The sequence below is a fragment of the Candidatus Anaeroferrophillus wilburensis genome (assembly GCA_016934315.1).
Classification (GTDB): Bacteria; Desulfobacterota; Anaeroferrophillalia; order Anaeroferrophillales; family Anaeroferrophillaceae; genus Anaeroferrophillus; species Anaeroferrophillus wilburensis.
The window spans coordinates 81663-96818 of the sequence record JAFGSY010000038.1 but is presented as its reverse complement, the minus strand read 5'-3'; the positions used below and the strand labels follow the sequence as shown (position 1 = coordinate 96818).

Sequence of the window (15156 nt, the reverse complement as noted above, 5' to 3'; positions counted from 1 at the left end):
CGAGAGGATTAGCGGCCAGTATCATGAGTGTTGCTGGTGATTGATGTAGAGCTTTTGAGGTGGAGATGACTGAAAGACGTGATTTTGCGGTAAAAAGGGGGTTGGGGAAAGGTTTGGGGGCCCTGCTGCCGACAGCCGACAAGACGACCGGCGAAAAACTGATTCAGTGTCCCCTGTCATTCATCGATCCTGATGATCAGCAGCCCCGCAAACGGTTTGATCCTGAGAAGTTGCATGAGCTGGCTGATTCAATCAAGGAAAAAGGGGTGGTCCAGCCGGTGTTGGTGCGGGCTGCGGCTCAGCCCGGGAGATATAAACTGGTGGCCGGCGAACGACGCTGGCGGGCGGCTCAACAGGCCGGTCTTGATCAGATTCCTGCCCTGGTTCTTACCCTTGATGATCGTCAGGCGGTCGAGGTTTCCCTGATTGAAAATCTTCAGCGGGAAGATCTCAATGCGGTGGAAGAGGCTCGGGGTTACCAGCGGCTGATCGATGAATTTGACTTTAACCATGAAGAGGTGGCTAAAACGCTGGGGAAAGACCGTTCTACGGTTACCAATATGTTGCGCTTGCTTCATCTGCCTACCGTGGTCCTGGCAATGTTGGAGGAGAGCAAGCTGAGCATGGGACATGGCCGGGCATTGCTGGCTCTCGATAGTGTTGACCAACAGACCGCTTTGGCCGAGCGCATCGTCGCCAGGCAACTTTCCGTTCGCCAGGTGGAAAAGCTGGTGCGTGATGTCAAGCAAGAGAAAATGACAACCTCCCCTTCATCCTGTTTATATGACGCCGATCTTTGCAGCCGGCTGCAGCAGGCGCTGGGAACCAGGGTCGCTCTCAATTGGAAAAACAAAAATAAGCAGCAGGGACAATTGGTGGTGGATTTTCATAATGGTGAGGAGTTGGAACGGCTGATTGAGTTTTTTACCCGGACAACGCCATTGACCTAGGTGCTTGGTCTTTTCAGAGGGAGTATTCCTGCAGCCAGAGGCGTAGATCATGCATTGCTCTCTGGCTATAAGCGGCTTTTCGGGCCGCTTTTTTCATTTTTGTACCCAGGGGAGGAAACAGGCCGAAATTGATATTCATCGGCTGGAAATTCTTGCTGTGGGTGTTGCTGATATGGCTTGCCAGAGCGCCAAGCGCTGTGGTCTCGGGGAAAGGTGCGAAGGCGCCGGTTTTTAACAGCAGGGCAGCCTGCAGGCCGACACTTAAGCCGCTGGCCGCCGATTCGATATAGCCTTCAACCCCGCTGATCTGACCGGCAAAAAACAACCGTGGTTCCTGCTGGTGCTGGAAGCAGCGGTTGAGGATCTGAGGTGCATTGATGAAGGTGTTGCGATGGATGGTGCCGTAGCGGTAGATAGTTGCTGCTTCGAGTCCGGGGATCAGATGGATGACCTTTTCCTGCCAGCCGAAGGAGAGGCGGGTCTGGAAACCCACCAGGTTTAACATCGTGGCTTCCCGATTTTCCGGCCGGAGCTGCACCACGGCATGGGGTTGTCTGCCTGTCCATGGATTGATCAGCCCAACCGGCTTCAATGGGCCGAACGCCAGGGTGTTGGTGCCGCGGGCGACCATTGCTTCAATGGGCATGCAGCCTTCAAAAACCTTTTGATCTTCAAAGACATGGGCCTGGACCTGATCGCCGTCAGCGATGGTCTGGACCAGCTGCAGATACTCCTCTTCGGTCAGCGGGCAGTTGAGATAATCACCCTTGTCCTCCGGTTGATAGCGATTACCCCAGAAGCATTTCCCATAATCAAGGGAATCCGCTGCCACGATCGGGGCGGTGGCATCATAAAAATGAAGCTGTTCTCCCACCAAGCCAGCTAATGAGGCCGTCAGCGGTTCTGAGGTCAAGGGGCCGGTAGCAACAATCACCAGGGCTTCTGCCGGCAGTTGGCTGATTTCCCGGCGGACCAGCGTAATCATCGGTTGTGAGGTTATTGCTTCGGTTACTTGGTGGGCAAAGGCCTGGCGGTCGACGGCTAGGGCGGAACCGGCGGGAACCTGTGTCTGACGGGCAATTTTCATGATCAGCGAGTGGCACTCTTCCATCTCCCGTTTCAGCAGACCTGCCGCCTGTTCGGGGCTGTCTGAGCGCAGGGAGTTGGAGCAGACCAGCTCGGCCAGATCAGGATTCCCATGAGCCGGGGAAAATTTTTCCGGTTTCATGTCGTAGAGGGTAACGGGGATCTGGTGTCTGGCCAGCTGCCAGGCAGCTTCGCAGCCGGCTAGACCGGCGCCGATGATGGTAACGGGGAGATGCATGGAAACCTCGGATGATGATAGATAAGCCGGCATGTTCTTCACAGGAAAAGGGGCAGGGGCTTTCCGCCTGCCACCCGCAGCCTTCCAGCCGCCATCTGCCAGGGGAAGGGGTGATGGGGCACGTAGTCGTTTTTGCTAGGCGAACATGGTCAACGATACCATGGTTTGCTGAAACAATTCCACCAGCTCTGACTCAGCATAGAAGGGATCATGCTTTACCATGCCTTCCAGGGTGGGAATAAGGGCGTTGATCACTATCTCGCGGTCCATTTCTAACGCGTTGCAATACCAGGAGATTCGTTCAGCAAGCTGGTAGACGATCAGAGAGCGGAGGGTTTTTTCCTCTTTTCCCGGATGCAGCAAGGGGAAAGCAGGTTGTTCGTTGATGAGAACCCGGCGACAGACATGGCGCAGGTATTCCAGTTTTTGTTTTTCCGGACTATCGGATGTGGGAGCCTGAAGGAAAAACTCCTTATAATTGGCATACTCCCCTTTTTTATCAAGGAATTGCTCAATATGACAGGCTTCATAGCTCAAAAAACGGTCGTCAATGGCCTCCGTTTCGTAGACAAACAGTGGCAGGAGCCGGATGCGCTCATCATCAAAGGAGGCGGGAATTGTGGCAAAGCCTCCAGCGGTGTGGCGAATCTTTCCTTTTTGCAAGAGTTTCACCGCAATGATTGGTAGCCCGTCGGGCGAGGCTATGGAAATGCACACCGGTGTATTGAGGGTGCTTTCCACCAGGGTTTTCATGTTATCCAGATTTTCCTGATTATCCTGGCAGAACCGAATAAATTTCTCGTAAAAAAAACGATCCATCGTACTTTCCCTGCGTCGTGTAATTCCTAGAAACTCCTCTGACTATCGATGTAGAGGAACAAATCCGACTGACTATTTCAATGACGTTGTTATTTCAATCGATGTGGTGCCGCGGCGGAAGTTGATTGTGGTCTGGGGGGTTGGCCTATTCGTTTGAACGAGGCCAATTTAGGATCGGTTCCCTTCAAAAGACTGGTAGAGTGAGAGTATTTTGGCGGGATAGCTGGTTGGCAGCTGCCGGCCATTTCTGAGTTGCCGCCTTACATAGGTCGGCCCATAGTTATAGGCAACCAGAGCTGTAGGCAGATCGGAAAAATCTCGAATCAGGGATGACAGGTAGTAGGTGCCCATCAAAATGTTGGCTTCCGGATCATGTAGGGTTTGCGGGCCATCCCAGGAGGTTTCCAGCCGGCGGGCCATCTCCCGGGCCACAAACGGTCTTAGCTGCATAAGCCCCCGGGCTCCCTTGTGGGAGTGAGCCCTGTTCAGGAAGCTGCTTTCAATCTGGATGACAGCTGCAATAAGCTGGGGATCACAGTCAAACCGATAACCAGCCTGCCAGATAAATCTGGCCAGTCTGGCGGTGTGTGACGGGGAAAGACTCTGCCGCTGTTGTTGAATGTTGACCATCAGGCGGTGGAAAGCATCAAGGGAGCAGCGGTCATTCTCCAAAGAGGTGATGCTGCTTGCCTGTGGAGCCGTCTGAATTCCGGTGGCTTGCTGATTCCAGAGCTGCTTCATGGCCGGCATCTGACAGGTTGCCGCAACAATAAGCACAAAGGCGGCAGCTATGACCAGATTGCTGAACACGGTGCGCTTTCGGTTCATCATATTCATGGAGGGAACTATAGTGTTTAAAGCAGCTTTTGTCAAGGTTTGTCGCCTGTCATGAACAATTTCCCGGTTTCAGGGCCGCCGGTATATTGCCGGAATAGGTTGTCATAAGTGCTGACATGCGCCGCGGACAACCCTATGTTGCCTATGGTTGCTGATGAGCGACTTCCTGCTCACTGGTTTGCAGCTGGCGGAAGATCTGATCCAGAATGCCGTTGATAAAAGCGCCGGAATCCTTGTCGCCGTAGCGCTTGCTGATTTCAATCGCCTCGTTGATGGAAACCTTCGGCGGGATATCCGGGCAGTAGAGCAGTTCAAAAACAGCCAATCGGAGAATGTTGCGGTCCACGTAGGACATCCGACTCAGTTTCCAGTTGTGGGAACAGCGACCGATGGTCTGGTCAATCTCCACGACGTGCTCCGTAACCCCCATCGCCAGCTGATTGGCAAAGGCCAGGCAGTCGTATGACTGGCCGAAATGATCCCAGAACGCCTGAATCGCAGACCGGCAATCCTTGGCCTTAACGATATCCAACATATAGAGGATCTGCAGGGAAAACTCTCTGGCCTTCCGTCGATTGCTGGTCATGGTTTTATTGGTAACATCAAGGTCAGGGACTCAGATGTTCTTCAGAAGATCAATGGTTTCCAGGAGTGTAACGGCCGCATCCCAGCCTTTGTTGCCGGCCTTGGTTCCCGCTCTTTCGATGGCCTGCTCCACGTTGGCTGTGGTCAGGATGCCGAAAGCGATGGGCAGCTCCGTTTCCAACGATGTCTGGGCAATGCCTTTGCTTACCTCGGCGGCAACGTAATCAAAATGGGGGGTGTCTCCTTTGATGACCGCACCCAGGCAGATGATGCCGTCATAGGTTCCCTTTTTGGCCAGTTTTTTGGCAACCAGGGGAATCTCAAAGGCTCCGGGAATCCGGTAGACGGCACAGGCATCGCCGGCTACTCCATGCCGTTGCAGAGCATCCAGCGCTCCTTCCAGCAATCGTTCGGTGATAAAGCTGTTGAAACGACTGACCACCAGGGCGATCTTGTAGGCGCTGCCCTGGTGCAGGTTTCCCTCAATATACTGTGTCATAGTATAACCTCCTTGTTTTATGGGCAGTCCTGCGGATCGCCTTGGTCGAGAATGCTGATCATGTGCCCCATTTTTTCACACTTGGTTTTCATGTATCGCAAGTTTGTTTCGTTGGGTTCGATCTCCATTGGTACCCGTTCAACCACCTTGATGCCGTATCCCTGGAGGCCAATGATTTTTTTCGGATTATTGGTCAGCAGGCGGATTTCTTTGAGACCCAGATCGGCAAGAATCTGGGCTCCGACCCCGTAGTCACGGAGATCCGGCTTAAACCCCAGCTCTTCGTTGGCCTCAACCGTATCCCGGCCATGCTCCTGGAGGCAGTAAGCCCGCAGTTTGTTGACCAGACCAATGCCCCGCCCCTCCTGACGCATGTAGAGGATAACGCCGCGGCCTTCTTTTTCGATCATCTCCATGGCGGTATGCAGCTGATCGGCACAGTCACAGCGTAATGACCCGAGGGTGTCACCCGTAAAGCATTCTGAATGGACACGCACCAGCACCGGTTCATTACTTTCGAGATTGCCCTTGATCAGGGCCATGTGGTCCAGGCCGTCAACCTGGTTTTCATAGAGAATGATTTCGAAGGTTCCATAGCGGGTGGGGAGATTGGTTTTCACCGCCTTGTGGACAAGCGATTCCGTGCGCATGCGGTAAGCAATGATCTCGGCAATCGAAATTATTTTTAAATCGTGTTCTGCGGCAAACACCTGCAGCTCCGGCATGCGGGCCATCGTTCCGTCATCATTCATGATTTCACAGATAACCCCATAAGGCTTGAGACCGGCCAGGCGGGCCAGATCAACGGAACCTTCGGTTTGTCCGGTACGCACCAGAACTCCGCCTTTACGGGCTCGCAAAGGGAAGATGTGGCCGGGCCGGTTCAAGTCATGGGGGCCGGCGGCATCATCAACGGCGGTGAGCACCGTTTTGGCCCGATCTGCCGCGGAAATGCCGGTGGTCACCCCCCGGCGGGCTTCAATGGAGACGGTGAAGGCCGTCTGGTAGTGTGAAGTGTTATCCTGGACCATGGGCGGCAGGTTAAGGTAATCGGCCCGCTCCTCGGTCAGGGAAAGGCAGATCAGGCCGCGGCCGTACCGGGACATGAAATTAATCGCTTCAGGGGTAATCTTTTCGGCGGCCATGACCAGATCACCCTCATTTTCTCGGTCTTCATCATCCACCAGGATGACCATTTTTCCTTCTTTGATATCCTGTAGTGCTTCTTCAATTTTGGCGATAATCATTGTTTTCCTCTGGGTTAAAGATCAGTTCTTCAGGTTGCGGCCGAGTTTCTGCCGTGACAAGGCAGACTTAGGCAAAGCCATGCTTTTTTAAAAAAGCATGGTCAATGGCTGACTTGGGTTGCTCCAGCGTTTCAGGGTGCAAAAAGGAATAGATATATTTCCCTACCAGATCGTTTTCCAGATTGACGCGGTCCCGAGTCTTTTTCCAGCGAAGGGTGGTCTGGTTGAGGGTGTGGGGTATGATGGCCACCGAAAAGGAGGTTGGGCTGCATGCTGCAACGGTCAGGCTGATGCCATCAACGGCGATGGATCCTTTTTCGATCAACAAACGGGTGATGGCCGGGGGAGCGGTGATGGTAATCAGAGTGGCATTGGCATCTTGGCTGCGGGCGGCAATGGTGCCGGTTCCATCGATATGGCCGGAAACCATGTGGCCGCCAAAACGACCGTTGGCCGCCATCGCCCGTTCCAGGTTGACGGGATCGCCAGGCTGCAGCAAGCCGATGGTTGAGCGGTCTACGGTTTCGGCAGAAACGTCAAAGGATACCGCTGAAGTGCCTATTTCCACAACCGTCAGGCAGGTGCCGTTAACGGCGATACTGTCACCCAGGTGACAACCCTGACGGATGATTTCTCCCTGAACGGCTAGCCGGCCGGAGCCGTGGCGCACATCAATCCATTCAATGCTGCCGATTTCTTCGATAATGCCAGTGAACATTGGTCAACGTGTTTGCTGTGTAAAAACAGATAATTATTCTGGCCGTCATATATAGATAAATTGCTTCCGAGTCAAGAAAAAACAATGATGGGCGGCTGTTGGCTTTGGTGCTTGCCCCCCATTACGATCATCCCTGATCCGGCAGCGTTATGTCCGGCTGGGCTGCTGGCAGGCGCATGTATTGAAAATACAAAATAAAAAATACTTGACAAACTTTTTTTTATTGGAGTAGGTTATCTCTGCCGACTACCTTGCTTTGTTGTCCATGGCAGCGGGCGTCACCAGCAGAAAGTTGCAATAGGTGTGTCAACGTTTTTTGCCATTGCCATGGATTTTCGGAGGTACAGCCTGCGCGAGAGCAGAATGGTTTGTAAGTGTTGCGCTCTGGGAGCTGTTTTTCTGATTTTCAGCGAGTTCACTACGGTATTGAAGAGGTGGTCAAAAATGAAGCGTCATGTAACGCCAGGCGCTTTTTTTCTGGCTTGGTTCTGTGATTTTTTTCTCATATTTGCGCTGCTGCTCAGCTGGGTGTCGATGCCTGGGAACCAGGTGTCTCCCTCTGGGTTATCCAGAGAGAACGTGATCCGGTGAGCAAATGTTCACGGTCTGCCCAACTGAAAAGATGGCCGTTTTTTAGCCGCTGAGGTGCTGGTCTTGCCGAGATCCAGGAACCTGTTGTTCCAGGATGACAATATCTTCTAATTATCAAAGGTGAGGAATGTCAGATGAAGTCGGGAAGCAATCTTGAAAAGGTGTTAAAAGCAGGACACTTTGCCTTTACCGGTGAAGTCGGACCGCCTCGTGGTGCCAATGTTGAGGCAATCAGACAGAAAGCGAGCTATTTGAAAGGGATGGTCGATATGGCCAACATGACCGACAACCAGACGGCCATGGTGCGCATGTCCAGTTGGGCTGGATCGATGATTCTGCTGCAGGAGGGAATAGAGCCCAATTATCAGATGGTCTGTCGGGACCGGAACCGGATCGCCATGCAGAGTGATGTTCTGGGGGCTTACGCGCATGGAATTCGCAATATGCTTTGTTTGTCCGGTGACCATCAGCAGTTCGGCGATCATCCCAAGGCGAAAGGGGTTTTTGATATTGATTCCATCCAGTTGATCAGCGTCGTTAAAAAAATGCGTGATGAGGGGAAATTTCTTGGTGGTGATGATCTTGATGTAGCTCCGAAGATGTTCATCGGTGCGGCCGCCAATCCCTTTGGCGAGCCTTTTGAATGGCGGGTGCATCGGCTGGCCAAAAAGGTGGCCGCCGGGGCAGATTTTATCCAGACCCAGTGTATCTTCAACATGAAGCGGATGCGCGAGTGGGTTCATCAGGCGAATGAGATGGGCCTGACGGAGAAGGTCTATATTCTGGCCGGCGTAACTCCGATGAAAAGCATCGGTATGGCAAAATATATGAAGGGCAATGTTCCCGGCATGGATGTTCCTGATGAAATTATCACCAGGCTGCAGGGGGTGGAGAAGAAAAAGGTTGCCGATGAGGGGATCAAAATTGCCTGCGAGCAGATTGAGGAGTTCAAAGAGATGAAGGGGGTGGCCGGTGTCCATCTGATGCCCATTGAATGGGAGCACCGGGTGCCGGAAATTGCCGAGCGAGCCAACGTCTTGCCCAGACCCCAGGTGTAGGAACACTATTCCCCGGTTAGGGGAGGCAGGGATGCGTGTTTTTCCCTGCCGGAATACAGAGGAGGTAACCATGTACGACATCTATGGTTTTGTCCGGGGGCCGCTGGTATGGGTCGCTTTTGCCATTTTCATTATCGGCCTGCTCTTCCAGGCCAGACGATTTTATGACTGCACCAGGGAATCGTCCCTTCCCAGTCCGCCGGCCAGCGTTCTCGGTGACATAAAGTCATCAGGCAATCTTCGCCTGCTTGATATCAGTACCAGCATCTTTGGCGTTCACCCGCTGCTGACCATAATGACCACGGCATTTCATGCCTGTGTCATTATTCTGCCGATTTTTCTCCTGGCCCATAACATTCTCCTGAGCGAATCTTTTGGTATCAGCCTTTTCACCTTTCCTGAATTTGTTGCCGATATGCTTACCTGGTTTGTGCTCTTAGGCGGACTGTTTTTCTTTATGCGTCGTATCTTCGTCTATCGGGTGAGGGTGATCACGACCGCCTATGATTATCTCATTCTCCTGATTGTCATTGCTCCTTTTCTCACCGGCTATGCTGCCACCCGCCAGTGGTTTGATTATGAAACGGTGCTTATTCTTCATATCGTGGCCGGGGAACTGATGCTGGTGGCCATCCCCTTTACCAAGCTGAAACACGGACTGTTGTTTTTTCTCTATCGTTACCTGATGCATTATGAGCACACATTGGGGCGGGGAGCCAGAGTCTGGTCCTATAACCAAGTGAAATAAAAGGGAGAAGTTCAATGCCTGAGCAGGAAAAAAACTCTGTCAATACAGCGGCAATCTCAGAAATGCTGGAAAGAAAAGAGCCTGAGATGAAGCGCATTTTGAATTATTGTGTTCGTTGCAGCATCTGTGCCGAGAGCTGCTTTTTGTATATGGCCCACAAGGGAGACCCGCAGTACATGCCCTCGTATAAAATCGTTAATTCGCTGGGTATCTTGTATAAGAAAAAAGGCAATGTTGACCGCCAATTTCTTGAGGGAATCAAGGGACTGGTATGGAGAAACTGTGTGCTTTGCCACCGCTGCTACTGCCCCATCGGGATCGATATCCCGCGGATGATCGACTTTACCCGTGGTATCTGCCGATCTCAGGGGGTGTTCCCTGAGCAGGATGGGGGAGAAAGTTGGCTCTAATGGCAAAGGAGAGAGGGACAATGAAAAAAAATTACGGCATAGGTTTGTTGTTCGGTGCAGTTCTGGTCATCGCCTTTGCTTTGCCGCTGTGGGCCCAACCGGAGACTATCGTGCTGAACAATCTGGAAACTTTTACCAAAAAAGAACGGCCAGCAGTTCTTTTTCCCCATGAACGTCACCTGAACGCACTTGAGTGTGCCGATTGCCATCACCGCTACGAGAAGGGGGAAAATGTTCTGGATGAAGATACGCTGGAAGAGGGAAACGCAGAAATTCGCTGTGCCCACTGTCACAACTGGAAAGCCCGACAGGGTCTGCGGCAGGCTTTTCACCGGTCATGCACCGGGTGTCACAAGGTCATGGCCGCAGCAGGCAAAACGACAGGCCCGCGGACCTGCGGTGGTTGTCATGTTGTCAAGTAGGATACAGCATCCTGATGAAATCATTGCCATACAGCATTCGGTATTTGAGGACAAGCTTGGCAGGGAGATGATGAAGCTGAAACATGAGAGCGAAAGATGATGACCCTGCCCGAACGCCTCAGTTTGCTGCGGGGGCACACAAAACTTTGATAGTTATGAACGGAGGGAAAAGTGATTATAGCTGAAAGAAAACCCTTGGATGAAATCAAAGAGATGGTCAAGAGCTACAAAAAGGTGTTGAACGTCGGGTGCGGCGGCTGTACCTCCATCTGTCTGGCAGGGGGGCAGAAAGAGGTGGTCACCCTCAATGCGGAATTGAAAAACGCCTTGCAGGGCGACAATATCAACCTGATAATGGATAATTTTGTCATTGAACGTCAATGCAACTATGATTTTTTTACCGATCTAGATGAGATGATTGCCGGCTATGATGCCGTGTTGTCGATGGCCTGCGGGGTTGGTGTTCAGTTTGTTGCCGAGCGTTATCCTGAGACGCCGGTGTTTCCGGCGCTCAATACCGTCTTTTGCGGTGTGGACCGCAATATTGGCTGGTTTGAAGAGAACTGCCGTACTTGCGGTGAGTGTGTTCTGGCGGAAACCGCCGGCATTTGTCCGGTGACCCGGTGTGCCAAGGGCGTCTTCAATGGTCCCTGCGGCGGCACCCGGCTGGATGGGACCTGCGAAGTGGATAAAGATACGCCCTGTGCCTGGTATGAGATTCACAAACGGCTGCAGGCCCAGGGGAGACTCGCCAATATCCTCACGGTGAAGCCGCCGAGGGAGTGGCAGAACCAGACCCGCCGAAGCCTTATTCAGGAAGACTATAAGCAGCGTTACGCAGGCTGACCACCGGCCGTTCTCTGGCCGCGCCCACCGTTGTCGGGCGCGGCTTTGCAACGATTGGAAGCCGGTTGCACCGCTGATGACATCAGCGGTGCAACCGGCTTTTTTTTTCAGGCCTGCAGCTGAGGTCTGTCGTGGGACCCTGTTTTTCCGCATGGACGAGTGTTTCGCACTTCTTGTTATGCCACCCCTGCATGACGGGAGCGTGCTGGCCGGTTGCGTGCTTGAACGCCGAAACGAGCACGGTGCCATTGTCTCCAGGCGTTGCTGCCGGTTCATCATAGAAGGTAGATATTTTTTTTTGATAATGGTATGGAAAAAGCAACGGAGGATTGCAACGTTTTCCCGCAGATGCTTCCGGATGATGTTCATGGCGGGCTGGTGCAGCTACCAAGCCGCTATGGTGCAGTCAGCGGTCGACTTTTCGTGGAATAGAGAGATGTGCGATCATGGATACGGTGTTGAATGAGCGCCAGATAGAGGAACTTGTTGCCCGGCTGGCGAGGGAAATTGCCATTGAGCACCAGCACCTCATGGTGGTTGGCCTGTTGAAGGGCTGCCTGCCGTTTATGGCCGATCTCAGCCGTGCTCTTTGCCGCTGCGGAGTGCGGTTGGAGATGGGGTTTATGCGGGCTAAAAGCTACTTTGGCGACCGGTCCAGTGGCCATGTCCAGCTTGAAGAACTGATGGGGCTGACGGTAGCGGACAAGGATGTTCTGGTGGTGGATGACATCCTTGATACCGGGCATACCCTCCGGAAGATGCACAATTTTCTTGCTGATCGGGGAGCCCGTCAGGTGAGAACCTGTGTCTTGCTGCAGAAAGAGGGGCATAACAACGGGGTCGTTGCGGATTACGTTGGCACCACCATTGCCGATATGTTTGTCGTCGGGTATGGCCTGGATTATCGCGAGTGCTACCGGGAACTGCCCCACATTGCTGCATTAGGTGAAGAGGAGCGTGCAGCCGTTGATTGCGGCAGCGATCCTCTACTGTTGGAAGCCGGACATGGGTGATCTGCCCAGTTAACACTTTTGACCTATTTGAGACTATGGCGCACCATATCGAAGTATATTATCAGCAGTCGGAACTTGATGCCCGGGCCGTGCGGCTCATGGAGCGGCTGCAGGGTTTGGGATTGGCCGGCCGATTGTTTTCGGTAAGTATTTCAGATGTCTACACACTTGAAGGGGATTTTAGCGCGGCTGAGCTGGAACAGGCAGCCCAGCTGTTGAGCAATCCGGTGATTCACCAGGTCCTGGTAAATCGAAGTCGTGACTTGGCCGAGCTTTCCCATGTCTTGGAGGTTGGTTTTCTCCCCGGAGTTACCGATAATGTCGCCGCCACCACCAGGGAAACTCTGCAGGATAGCTGGCAGCGCCGCTTGCCGGCGGCGGCCGGCGTCTACAGCAGCCAGATTTTTTATCTGGCGGGCGAGGGCCTGGGTGATGATGATTTGGCGATAATCGCCGCCTCCCTGGCCAACCCCCTTATCCAGCGTGTGCAGATCAAGGATCGGGTTCGCTACCTGGCCGATGGAGGTATGGATAGCGTTATTCCGCGGGTTTCCCTAACTGCCGGCATGGAGGTTTCAACGGTTGACCTGCAGCTCTCAGAGGAGCAGTTGGTGGCCTTGGGAAAAGAAGGGATCATTGACCACCTTGATGCGCAGGGGCAGCCGGTACGCCGTGGGCCGCTGGCGCTTGACCTTCCCTATCTGGCTGCCATTAAGGCGTATTTTCAGAACCGTGAACACCGGGCTCCCACCGATGTGGAGCTTGAGTCTCTGGCCCAGACCTGGTCGGAACACTGCAAGCATACAATCTTTGCCGCTTCCATTGATGAGCTGGTTGATGGTCTGTACCGTACCTATATCAAAGGTGCAACAGCCGCCATCCGGGCCCGGCGGGGGGCTGATGACCCTTGTGTTTCGGTGTTTGTGGATAATTCCGGCGCAATTATTTTTGATGATCGGTATCTGGTGACCGATAAAGTCGAAACCCATAACTCGCCGTCGGCACTGGATCCTTTTGGCGGTTCCATTACCGGTATTGTCGGGGTGAACCGGGATACGATCGGCTTCGGGATGGGGGCTAAACCGGTATTGAACCGTTATGGTTTCTGTTTTGCGGATCCTGCTGATCGTCAACCGCTGTACCGCTCTCCCGGTCGCCTGAACCAGGCACTGCTACCGCGCCAAATTATGGATGGCGTGATTGAAGGCGTCCGGGTGGGAGGCAACTGTTCCGGCATTCCCACAACCCAGGGTTTCATGACCTTCGATCCCCGCTATAAAGGGAAGCCGCTGGTGTTTGTCGGCACGGTGGGATTGATACCCCGCCAGCTCAATGGCAAGCCCAGCCATCTCAAGCAGGCTCGGGCTGGCGATTATATCGTTATGGTTGGCGGCCGGGTGGGATTGGACGGCATTCATGGCGCCACCTTTTCGTCGGAGGCGATGACCAGCGGCAGCCCGGCAACGGCGGTGCAGATCGGTGATCCCATCACCCAGAAGAAGTTTTCCGATTGTCTGGTGAAAGAGGTCAGGGATCGGGAACTGTATCATAGTATTACCGACAACGGTGCCGGTGGTCTTTCCTGTTCGGTGGCGGAGATGGCCCGGGAATGCGGCGGCTGTTATGTGGAGCTGGATAAAGTGCCGACCAAATATCCAGGCATGGCCCCTTGGCAGATCTGGATCAGCGAATCGCAGGAGCGTATGACCATGTCGGTGCCGCCGGAGAATTGGGCGGCGTTGGCCGAGTTGCTGCAGCGGCGTGGAGTTGAAGCCACGGTAATCGGGCGGTTTACCGACAGCGGCCGCTGTCAGGTGGTGTTTGCGGGGCAGATGGTCGTGGATATGGAGTTGGACTTTCTCCATAACGGCCTGCCGCCCAAAGTTCTGCAAACAGCTGCCTGCCGGGTGGCCGACAAACCTGTGAGTCTGCCGGAGTCGATCCCGGTCGAGGACCTTTTCCTGCAGATGTTTTCCCGCTTGAATATCTGTTCCCGGGCGTTTGTCAGTACACAGTATGATTTTGAGGTGCAGGGCGGGTCGGTACTTAAGCCGCTGGTGGGCAAAAATCTGGTTGATAATGTGGCGACCGTCATTCGGCCGGTGCTTGATTCTCCCCGGGGGGTTGCCGTTTCCCAGAGCCTCTACCCTGCCTTTGCTGAACTGGATCCCTATGCCATGGCGGCGGTGGCCATTGATACGGCGGTGCGCAACCTGATTGCTGTTGGCTCTCCGTTGGCGCAGATTGCCCTGCTGGATAATTTCTGCTGGTGTTCCTCCCATGATTCGCAGCGTTTGTGGCAATTGAAGGAGGCAGCGAGGGCCTGTTATGACATTGCCGTTGCCTATGGAACGCCGTTTATTTCCGGCAAAGACAGTATGTTTAATGACTTTTCTGGTTTTGACGCCGATGATCGGCCCCTGACGATTTCTGTCCCTCCGACGCTGCTCATCTCTTCCCTGGGGGTGGTTCCCCATGTGGCGCAGGTGCGTACGTTTGCCTTTTGCGAGCCGGGCGATGTGATCTATCTTCTGGGCGAAACCGGGAGTGAACTGGGCGGCAGCGAGTTTGCCGGGTTGCTCCAGGACCAGGGCCTGCTTTCGGCGGCGGCGGCCGAGGGCATGGTGCCCCAGGTTCAGCCGGACAAGTTTCTGCCTGCTTATGGCAAGGTTGCCCAGCTGGTGGAACAGGGCTTTTTCCGGACACTCTATCCACTGGCCCAGGGTGGTCTGGCGGTCGCCCTCGGCAAATCATCAATGGCCAATGGTTTAGGCTGCACCATTACCCTGCCTGCCGGCCAGCCGCCTGAACCTTTCCTTTTTGTTGAAACCCCGGGTCGTTTTCTCGTGACGGTGGCAGCCGACCGGCGGTCACTGCTTGAACAGGAGTTTGGTGGTTCTCCGCATCTGTGCCTTGGCGTCGTGAGTGACCGTGGGCGGTTGATCATCACCCAGGGTGAGGAAGCCTGTGTTGATGTGGCAGTCGACGAGTTGCTGGCGGCATACCGGCGGCCTTTTGCTGATTTTTGATGATTCCATCAAAGCGACCAGCTGTCTTTCATGAATAAAAGTATGTCTGGGCCAGATGAA

At 53.8% G+C, this 15156-nt stretch carries 15 protein-coding genes; 8 read left to right on the top strand and 7 right to left on the bottom strand.

The window, feature by feature from the left end:
* Positions 1 to 65 precede the first annotated feature (65 nt).
* Positions 66 to 950, top strand: a complete 885-nt coding sequence (locus JXO50_10030) for a ParB/RepB/Spo0J family partition protein (GenBank protein ID MBN2333427.1) — start codon at positions 66 to 68, stop codon at positions 948 to 950.
* 13 nt (positions 951 to 963) lie between these two features.
* On the opposite strand, the gene trmFO is transcribed toward JXO50_10030, so the two are convergent.
* The 7 genes from trmFO to JXO50_09995 all read right to left on the bottom strand — a co-directional run bounded on the left by trmFO (position 964) and on the right by JXO50_09995 (position 6979).
* Complete coding sequence (gene trmFO, locus JXO50_10025) at positions 964 to 2274, bottom strand: methylenetetrahydrofolate--tRNA-(uracil(54)-C(5))-methyltransferase (FADH(2)-oxidizing) TrmFO (GenBank protein ID MBN2333426.1); 1311 nt, start codon at positions 2272 to 2274, stop codon at positions 964 to 966.
* A gap of 135 nt (positions 2275 to 2409) precedes the next feature.
* Positions 2410 to 3093 (bottom strand): hypothetical protein, encoded by a 684-nt coding sequence (locus JXO50_10020; protein ID MBN2333425.1) that lies wholly within the window; start codon positions 3091 to 3093, stop codon positions 2410 to 2412.
* A gap of 168 nt (positions 3094 to 3261) precedes the next feature.
* Positions 3262 to 3930, bottom strand: coding sequence for a lytic transglycosylase domain-containing protein (locus JXO50_10015; protein ID MBN2333424.1), 669 nt, complete (start codon positions 3928 to 3930; stop codon positions 3262 to 3264).
* 142 nt (positions 3931 to 4072) lie between these two features.
* On the bottom strand, positions 4073 to 4516 hold the full coding sequence (nusB, locus tag JXO50_10010; GenBank protein ID MBN2333423.1) for a transcription antitermination factor NusB: 444 nt from the start codon (positions 4514 to 4516) through the stop codon (positions 4073 to 4075).
* A gap of 30 nt (positions 4517 to 4546) precedes the next feature.
* Positions 4547 to 5014 (bottom strand): 6,7-dimethyl-8-ribityllumazine synthase, encoded by a 468-nt coding sequence (locus tag JXO50_10005; GenBank protein ID MBN2333422.1) that lies wholly within the window; start codon positions 5012 to 5014, stop codon positions 4547 to 4549.
* 17 nt (positions 5015 to 5031) lie between these two features.
* Positions 5032 to 6258 carry a bifunctional 3,4-dihydroxy-2-butanone-4-phosphate synthase/GTP cyclohydrolase II gene (locus JXO50_10000; GenBank protein ID MBN2333421.1) on the bottom strand — a complete coding sequence of 409 codons (1227 nt, stop codon included), beginning with the start codon at positions 6256 to 6258 and terminating at the stop codon, positions 5032 to 5034.
* 70 nt (positions 6259 to 6328) lie between these two features.
* Positions 6329 to 6979: a riboflavin synthase gene (locus tag JXO50_09995; GenBank protein ID MBN2333420.1), complete on the bottom strand. Its 651-nt coding sequence runs from the start codon at positions 6977 to 6979 to the stop codon at positions 6329 to 6331.
* A 725-nt stretch (positions 6980 to 7704) separates the two neighbouring features.
* Here JXO50_09995 and JXO50_09990 point away from each other — a divergent pair.
* From JXO50_09990 to JXO50_09960, 7 genes are all read left to right on the top strand, one after another.
* Positions 7705 to 8628, top strand: a complete 924-nt coding sequence (locus JXO50_09990; protein MBN2333419.1) for a methylenetetrahydrofolate reductase — start codon at positions 7705 to 7707, stop codon at positions 8626 to 8628.
* A 70-nt stretch (positions 8629 to 8698) separates the two neighbouring features.
* Positions 8699 to 9376 carry a hypothetical protein gene (locus JXO50_09985; protein ID MBN2333418.1) on the top strand — a complete coding sequence of 226 codons (678 nt, stop codon included), beginning with the start codon at positions 8699 to 8701 and terminating at the stop codon, positions 9374 to 9376.
* A gap of 14 nt (positions 9377 to 9390) precedes the next feature.
* A complete protein-coding gene (locus JXO50_09980; GenBank protein MBN2333417.1) occupies positions 9391 to 9786 on the top strand; it encodes a (Fe-S)-binding protein in 396 nt (131 codons plus the stop codon).
* A gap of 20 nt (positions 9787 to 9806) precedes the next feature.
* Positions 9807 to 10208 carry a cytochrome c3 family protein gene (locus JXO50_09975; protein MBN2333416.1) on the top strand — a complete coding sequence of 134 codons (402 nt, stop codon included), beginning with the start codon at positions 9807 to 9809 and terminating at the stop codon, positions 10206 to 10208.
* Positions 10209 to 10379: 171 nt separating this feature from the next.
* Positions 10380 to 11054 (top strand): methylenetetrahydrofolate reductase C-terminal domain-containing protein, encoded by a 675-nt coding sequence (locus tag JXO50_09970; protein MBN2333415.1) that lies wholly within the window; start codon positions 10380 to 10382, stop codon positions 11052 to 11054.
* A gap of 446 nt (positions 11055 to 11500) precedes the next feature.
* A complete protein-coding gene (gene hpt, locus JXO50_09965; protein ID MBN2333414.1) occupies positions 11501 to 12067 on the top strand; it encodes a hypoxanthine phosphoribosyltransferase in 567 nt (188 codons plus the stop codon).
* A gap of 35 nt (positions 12068 to 12102) precedes the next feature.
* Positions 12103 to 15096, top strand: coding sequence for a phosphoribosylformylglycinamidine synthase (locus JXO50_09960; protein MBN2333413.1), 2994 nt, complete (start codon positions 12103 to 12105; stop codon positions 15094 to 15096).
* The last annotated feature ends 60 nt before the right edge of the window (positions 15097 to 15156 follow it).